Below are 8051 nucleotides of genomic sequence, written 5' to 3' on the forward strand. Positions count from 1 at the left end.
GTACAAGGTAATGTCAAGAAAAGAATGAAACGTTTAAAAGCAAAAGCTGCATAACGATGGAAAATAAAACAGATAAAAATTCATACACAATACTATTTGCCATAGGAATGGTATTAATAGTAGGAACATTGTTAGCTGGAATTGCAGGCGCAACAAAAGAAAAGATTACAGAAAATAAACGTCTAGAAAAGCAACAAAACATTTTGTATGCTATGGGCGTAAATGATAATGATGAAAGTAGTGCTACTTTTATTTCTACAGATAAAGCACCAGAAGCATTTTCAAAATACATTACTAAGCAATTAGTAATAGAAGGAGATAAAGTAACCGAAGACGATCAAGCTTATCTTATAGATGTTAAAAAAGAGCAAGCTAAGGCAAAAGAAGGAAAAACAAGACGTTTACCTTTATTTGTTGGAGAAAAAGATGGTAAAACATTTTATGTAGCTCCAATTAGAGGAAAAGGACTTTGGGATGCTATATGGGGTTATGTTGCTTTAGATGAAAATATGATAGTACAAGGAGCCTATTTCGATCATAAAGGAGAAACTCCTGGACTTGGTGCTAACATTAAGCAACGTTTCTTTATGGACGATTTTATTGGAGAGCATTTAATGTCTAACGGAGTATTTAAAGGAATTACTGTAGCAAAAGGAAATAACGATCCTAAGAATACAGATAAAACAGATAACGAAGTAGATGCTATTGCAGGAGCTACTATTACAGGAGATGGTGTAACAGCAATGATTAAAACAGACCTGAAGTTATACTTACCTTACTTTCAAAAATTAAAAAAATAATATATGGGACTTTTATCAAAAAAAGACGCGAGTTTAATATTAGATCCTTTAGCAGATAATAACCCTATTACTATTCAAGTATTAGGAATATGTTCGGCTTTAGCAATTACTGCGGAGTTAAAAGCATCAATTGTAATGGCAATTTCTGTACTTTTCGTTTTAGGAGTAGGAAATGTTGTTATATCATTAATGCGTAACATTATACCTTCAAAAATTAGAATTATTGTACAATTAATAGTCGTTGCTTCTTTAGTAATTATTGTAGATTTAGTGCTAAAAGCTTTTGCTTACGAGCTAAGTAAAACCTTATCTGTATTTGTTGGTTTAATTATTACAAACTGTATCATTATGGGACGTTTTGAAGCATTTGCTTTAGGAAACGGACCTTGGAAATCGTTCCTTGATGGAATAGGAAACTCTTTAGGGTACGGAGTTATATTAATAATTGTTGGTTTCTTCAGAGAATTATTAGGTTCAGGAACTTTATTAGGATTTAAAGTTTTAGGTGATCCAATTGAAAAAACAGGATTATATGCACTAGGTTATGAAAATAACGGATTCATGTTATTATCACCAATGGCATTAATAGTTGTAGGAATCATTATTTGGGTACAACGTAGTAGAAACAAAGCTTTAATTGAAGATTAATTAGCGCTTATAACTAAGCACTAAAAATTGAAAGAAATATGGAATTATTAGAATTATTTTTCAAATCAATATTTATAGATAACATGGTGTTTGCAACATTCTTAGGAATGTGTTCTTACCTTGCAGTATCTAAAAAAGTATCAACAGCAGTTGGTCTTGGAGCAGCAGTAATCTTCGTATTAGCTATAACAGTACCTTTAAACTGGTTGTTAGATCAGTACCTTTTACAACCAGGTGCATTATCTTGGTTAGGAGAAGAATATGCAGATTACGATTTAAGTTTCTTGTCATTTATCATGTTTATTGCAACTATTGCAACAATGGTACAATTAGTAGAAATAGTAGTAGAGAAGTTCTCACCATCATTATACAACTCCTTAGGTATCTTTTTACCATTAATAGCAGTAAACTGTGCTATTTTAGGAGGGTCTTTATTTATGCAATCTCGTGAAATACCTACATTAGGTCAAGCAACTGTTTACGGTATTGGTTCTGGTATCGGTTGGTTTTTAGCAATTTTAGCAATTGCTGCTATCCGTGAAAAAATTAGATACTCTAACGTGCCAGCACCATTAAGAGGTTTAGGAATCACTTTTATCATTACAGGATTAATGGCAATTGGATTTATGAGTTTTGGAGGTATGTTAACTGGAGGAGAAGAAGAAACTAAAAAAGAAGATAAAACAGTAAAAGTTGAAGCTTCTAAAGACGATAAAAAGTTAGCTAATAACACTAAAATAACAAAGTAGTATGATCATTTTAGCAGCAGGAACAACAGGAACTATAGTCGCAACTGTAGTAGCCTTTTTAATAATAACACTTGTATTAGTAAGTTTATTATTATTTGTAAAACAAAAATTATCACCATCTGGTCCAGTAAAGATCTTAATAAATGGTGAAAGAGAAATAGAAGTAGCTTCAGGAGGGACTTTATTATCTACTTTAGGAGGAAACAAAATATTTTTGCCATCTGCATGTGGTGGTGGTGGAACATGTATTCAATGTGAATGTCATGTATTATCTGGAGGTGGAGAAGCGCTTCCAACAGAAACACCTCACTTTTCAAGAAAAGAATTACAGCATGGTGCTCGTTTATCATGTCAAGTAAAAGTAAAACAGGATATGGAGATTACCATACCTGAAGAAGTATTTGGTATTAAAAAATGGGAAGCAACTGTAGTTTCAAACTATAATGTTGCAACCTTTATTAAAGAGTTTGTAGTCGAAATTCCAGAAGATATGGACTATAAAGCTGGAGGGTATATTCAAATTGAAATCCCTAAATGTGAAGTTAAGTATTCAGATATGGATATTTCGGCTCACCCAGAAGATCACCCAGGAGAACCTAACAAGTTTGAAGCAGATTGGGATAAATTTAATTTAAGACCTTTAGTCATGAAAAATGACGAGTTGGTAGAAAGAGCATACTCTATGGCTTCTTACCCTGCAGAAGGTAGAAAAATCATGCTTAATGTACGTGTTGCTACACCTCCTTTCGATAGAGAAAAAGGAGGATGGATGGATGTTAATCCTGGTGTAGCATCTTCTTATATTTTTAATCAAAAAATTGGTGATAAAGTAACCATTTCTGGGCCTTACGGTGAGTTCTTTATTAATGAATCTGAAGCAGAAATGCTTTACGTTGGTGGAGGAGCTGGTATGGCGCCAATGCGATCTCACTTGTACGAATTATTTAGAACACTTAAAACAGATCGTAAAGTGACCTATTGGTATGGAGGACGTTCTAAAGCAGAATTATTCTACATTCACTATTTTAGAGCTTTAGAGAAAGATTTTCCAAACTTTAAGTTTTACATAGCATTATCAGATCCTACAGAGGCAGATAATTGGAAAGTTAAAAAAGATATTAATGATGAAGAAGGTGATGGTTTCGTAGGGTTTATACATCAAGTTGTAATAGACCAATATTTATCTAAACACGAAACTCCAGAAGATATAGAATTATATTTCTGTGGACCACCATTAATGAATAATGCAGTTCAGAAAATGGGAGAAGACTTTGGGTTAGATGACGAAAATATACGTTTTGACGACTTTGGAGGTTAAACCCCAACTAATATATATTTAAAACCCTAGCAGTTAAAATGCTAGGGTTTTTTGTTTATAAGCGATTACCCCCGAATGCAGTTAGTGTTTATTAAAATGATGTTTTTTGAAACTAATTGTAAATCAATAGGTTATATGATTTTTTTGTGTATTTCGTCGAAAATAGCTACAAAATGTGTTAAAAATCAGTTAAAATGCTATTTTTGAGGGAATTGAATTTTTTTAGTTCAATTGTGTTAATTACCAGATTACTAACTCTCAAATACGAATCTATTATCATGGGGAAAAATTACCTCTTTTTTAAGGTGAAATTGAAATCTTACTTTAAAGCGTTATTTGCATTTACACTCTTAAGTTTATTAAGTATACAACTAAATGCACAAGAAAAGAAGAAAGAAGAAAATCCAAGAATTACTTCTTCAAACTATTTAAAAGAATTGGTGAAAGAAGGAAATACAGCAAATTATGTTGTTACTTCAGAGCACACTAGCTCTGTAAGTGGTATTCATCATACATATATAAGACAAGCTGTTAATGGTATTGAAGTCGTTGGAACAGAATCTAGTTTACATATTAAAGACGGTAAGACATTTGCCTCTCACGTAAACTTTGTTCAGAATATAGATAATACAGTAAGAAATTCATCTGCTAGTATTTCAGCTACGCAAGCAATTACAACTACATCACAAAGAATGGGGTATGGAACTCCAACAGGATTAAATGTAGTGGAAGTAGATGATAATATCGAAAGAACTGATTATCAAAAAAGAACGATATATTATAGTAAAGGAGGAGTTTCCAATAGCAACATCCCAGTTAAGCAACTTTACTACTATCAAGAAAGAGAAGGAGCTACATTAGCTTGGGAATTTTCTATTGAAGATAGAAATTCTTCAGATTGGTATAGCTTTATAGTAGATGCCAATACTGGAGAAATACTAAATAAATATAATTTAACAGTATCATGTAATATTGGTGGTGATCATAGTAATCATAATCACGATGATGTAAATTTAGATAGCGATTGTGAAGATGAATATAATGTAACAAACAATAATAAAACGTCAGTAAATACACCAGCATTTGTTGGAGGAGGTACATATAACGTTTATGCTATGCCAGTGGAATCACCAGGGCATGGAGGACGTTCTGTGGTTAGTGATCCAGCTGATGCAACAGGGTCTCCTTATGGATGGCACGATACTAATGGTGTAGCAGGAGCCGAGTCTAACTATACAATAGGAAATAATTGTGATGCTTATGATGATAGTTCTAGTACAGTAACAGGAACTGGTTCAGGAACAAATGCAGAAAGAGCAAATGGAGGAGCAGCTTTAGATTTTAATTTTACAATAGATACAAATGTTAATAATAATGGAGGGAGTATTAATGCAGCGGTAACAAACTTATTCTATTGGACAAATGTTATTCATGATGTATGGTATATATATGGTTTTGATGAAGCTTCAGGAAACTTTCAAGTTAATAACTATGGTAATGGAGGTACAGCAGGCGATAGTGTAAGAGCAGAAGCTCAAGATGGATCAGGAACATGTAATGCAAATTTCGCGACTCCAGCAGATGGTGGAAGAGGAAGAATGCAAATGTATGTATGTAATACAAGAGATGGAGATTTAGATAACGTTGTAATAGTGCATGAATATGGTCATGGGCTTTCAACACGTTTAACAGGAGGAGCTGCAAACTCAGGATGTTTAAATAATAGTGAACAAATGGGCGAAGGCTGGGGAGATTTTATAGGATTAGTAATGACTATGGAGCCTGGAGACCAAGGAACAGATCAAAGAGGAATAGGAACTTGGTTAGTTGGGCAAGGCCCTAACGGAGCAGGAATTCGTCCTCAACCGTATAGTACAACAAATACACAAAGTTATGCAGATTTAGGCTCGGCGGTAGTACCGCATGGAGTAGGATCTATATGGTCTGCAATTTTATGGAAATTAAATTGGGCATTAATTGACGATCATGGTTGGGATCCAGACATTTATTATGGAACAGGAGGAAACAATATTTGTTTACGATTAGTTATAGAAGGAATGAAACTTCAAGGATGTAATCCAGGATTTGTAGATGGGCGTGATGCTATTTTAGCAGCAGATGAGGCCATCTATGGTGGAGCAAATGCTTCTACTATTTGGGAAGTCTTTGCAGGAGCAGGGTTAGGAGCTAGTGCTTCTCAAGGATCGAGTAATAGTAATTCTGATGGAACTACAGCAACAGATTTACCTCCAACAACATTTGCTGTCTCAAGAACTTCAGTATGTATTACAGAAGGAACAATTTCAGATTTAGGAGGAGGTCGCTTATTTGGAGGAACATATAGTGGTCCTAACGTTACAGATAACGGAGACGGTATTACATTTACTTTCGATACAGCTTCAGCAGGAGTAGGAGATCACACAGTTACCTATACAGATAACCAAATGCCAGCAACATCTATAGATCAGATAATAACAGTTACAGATGGTTTACCAGTAATATCATGTCAAAACGCAACAGTAACTTTAGATGCTAATGGAGCAGGAACTATAACTACAGAAGATTTAGTTACTAATTTAGTCCCTAGTGCTTATGTTGAAGAATCTATAACGTTTGCTACAGAAACTATTACTGGAGGTACAGCTGTAACATTAGGCGATGATGCGGGAACAGCAGCTTTAAATATTGGTTTCGATTTTAATTTTTATGGTACAACATATACTCAATTTTATATAGCTTCTAATGGATTTATTTCTTTTGATGGAAGTGGAATGACAGGGGCAGCATCTTATACACCTACTGCTATACCTAATACAGGAAACCCTAATACAATGATAGCTTTTGCATGGGACGATTTAAGCCCAAATGCAGGAGGAACGATACAATATGGATTAGTAGGGACTGCACCAAACAGAAAAATGGTTGTAGAATTCAATGCAGTACCATTGTATAATGCAACAGAAACAGTTACAGCTCAAGTACATTTACATGAAGGAACAAGTAGAATAGAATTTCATTATACTAATGCAGAAAATAATGGAGGAACCAGAACAGCTGGTATTGAAAATGCAGGAGGAACAGAAGCACTACCAATTTCTGGAGGTAACTTAACAGCATGGTCTACAGCTAACGATGCTTATGCTTTATATCAGCCTGAAGCTAAACTTGCAGATAATTGTGGTAATTCAGTAACTACAAGTTTAAGTCAAAGTGTATTTTCTTGTAGTGATACAGGAGATGTTACAGTTACAATTACGGCAGATGATGGAAATGGAGGTGTATCTACATGTGAAGCTATAGTAACAGTAACTTCTGGACCAGAATGTAGAGTTTCAGTATCTCCTAAAGTCTATTTACAAGGAGCAGCACTAAATCCTAATACAGGAGAAGAAACATTAATGAGAGATGATTTAAGAGTTGATAATTTAATTCCAACGACTAGTCCGTATCCAGATAATTTAACATGTAATGCTGCTGTATTTAACACAACAGGGGCTAATGCAATTGTAGATTGGGTACAAGTAGAGCTTAGAGATCAAACAACAAGTACGCTTATATTAGATTCTAAATCTGCATTATTACAACGTGATGGAGATGTAGTAGATGTAGACGGAACGTCACCAGTTACTTTTAATCAGGCAGGAGATAGATATTATGTAGTTATAAAACATAGAAACCATTTAGGTGTTATGACAGGGGCATCTTTATTATTGTCAAATACTACAACAGCAATAGACTTTACTAATTCAGGTACATTAGTATTTGGAACAGATGCTCAAACCAGTTTTGGAATGCCAAGCGGTGTCTTAGGTATGTGGGCAGGAGACAGTACAGGAAATGGACTTTTAAATTATTTAGGAGGTTTCTCAGATGTCCCATCAATACGTGCACAAGTGTTTAACGATCCCGATAACTCAATATTTGGAGGTCCACCAGTAGCGACTTACGGATCTACAGGTTATTATGGAACAGATGTAAATATGGATGGATTAACCTATTATGCAGGGGTAAATAGTGATGTTTTATATATAAGAAATAATATATTTAACAATCCATCAAACTCAGTATTTGGAGGTCCACCAACAGCAACCTATAACTTTACACAACAATTACCAGAAGGAACTAACTAATTTTGGTGATCTAGTAAATAAATTAAAAAACCTAGATGATTTATAAAATCACCTAGGTTTTTGTTTTTTTGAATGAATTAACATAGCCTTATTTTTTTAGTGATTTCAACGGTAATATGACAAAAAAAACGATAAAATGTTGCGAAATAACGATAAAACGTTATATTTGAAGCAGTGTAAAATAATACCCCAACTAGATTATGAATAAAACTACATTACTAACAATTGGTTTAATGTTTTTTGTGCTTTTTGGTTTTTCTCAAAATAGAAGGCAAGCATCAAAAAATATATGGACAAAAACTAGTCAGAGTAGACTAGAGAAAGAAGCAAAAGTACATAGAAGCTCAAAGCCTTCAGATTTTCAACTCTATGAGTTAGATTTAGAGTCCTTAAAAAGGAGTATAGC

Annotated in this window: 6 protein-coding genes; all 6 read left to right on the forward strand. The window is 34.0% G+C overall.

What is annotated here, in order from left to right:
• Nucleotides 1-56: 56 nt before the first annotated feature.
• The gene (locus tag ACVC2P_RS04375) at nucleotides 57-800 is read left to right on the forward strand and encodes a Na(+)-translocating NADH-quinone reductase subunit C (protein WP_452597268.1); all 744 of its coding nucleotides are present in this window, start codon (nucleotides 57-59) and stop codon (nucleotides 798-800) included.
• Between the two features lie 3 nt (nucleotides 801-803).
• A complete protein-coding gene (locus ACVC2P_RS04380) occupies nucleotides 804-1448 on the forward strand; it encodes an NADH:ubiquinone reductase (Na(+)-transporting) subunit D (protein ID WP_452597269.1) in 645 nt (214 codons plus the stop codon).
• Nucleotides 1449-1486: 38 nt separating this feature from the next.
• A complete protein-coding gene (gene nqrE, locus ACVC2P_RS04385; protein ID WP_452597270.1) occupies nucleotides 1487-2197 on the forward strand; it encodes an NADH:ubiquinone reductase (Na(+)-transporting) subunit E in 711 nt (236 codons plus the stop codon).
• A 4-nt stretch (nucleotides 2198-2201) separates the two neighbouring features.
• The gene (nqrF, locus tag ACVC2P_RS04390; protein WP_452597273.1) at nucleotides 2202-3515 is read left to right on the forward strand and encodes an NADH:ubiquinone reductase (Na(+)-transporting) subunit F; all 1314 of its coding nucleotides are present in this window, start codon (nucleotides 2202-2204) and stop codon (nucleotides 3513-3515) included.
• 278 nt (nucleotides 3516-3793) lie between these two features.
• Nucleotides 3794-7645 carry a M36 family metallopeptidase gene (locus ACVC2P_RS04395; RefSeq protein WP_452597271.1) on the forward strand — a complete coding sequence of 1284 codons (3852 nt, stop codon included), beginning with the start codon at nucleotides 3794-3796 and terminating at the stop codon, nucleotides 7643-7645.
• 200 nt (nucleotides 7646-7845) lie between these two features.
• The coding region (locus ACVC2P_RS04400) for a hypothetical protein (protein WP_452597272.1) at nucleotides 7846-8051 on the forward strand (206 nt) is incomplete at its 3' end.

Source organism: Pontimicrobium sp. MEBiC01747, assembly GCF_053601635.1.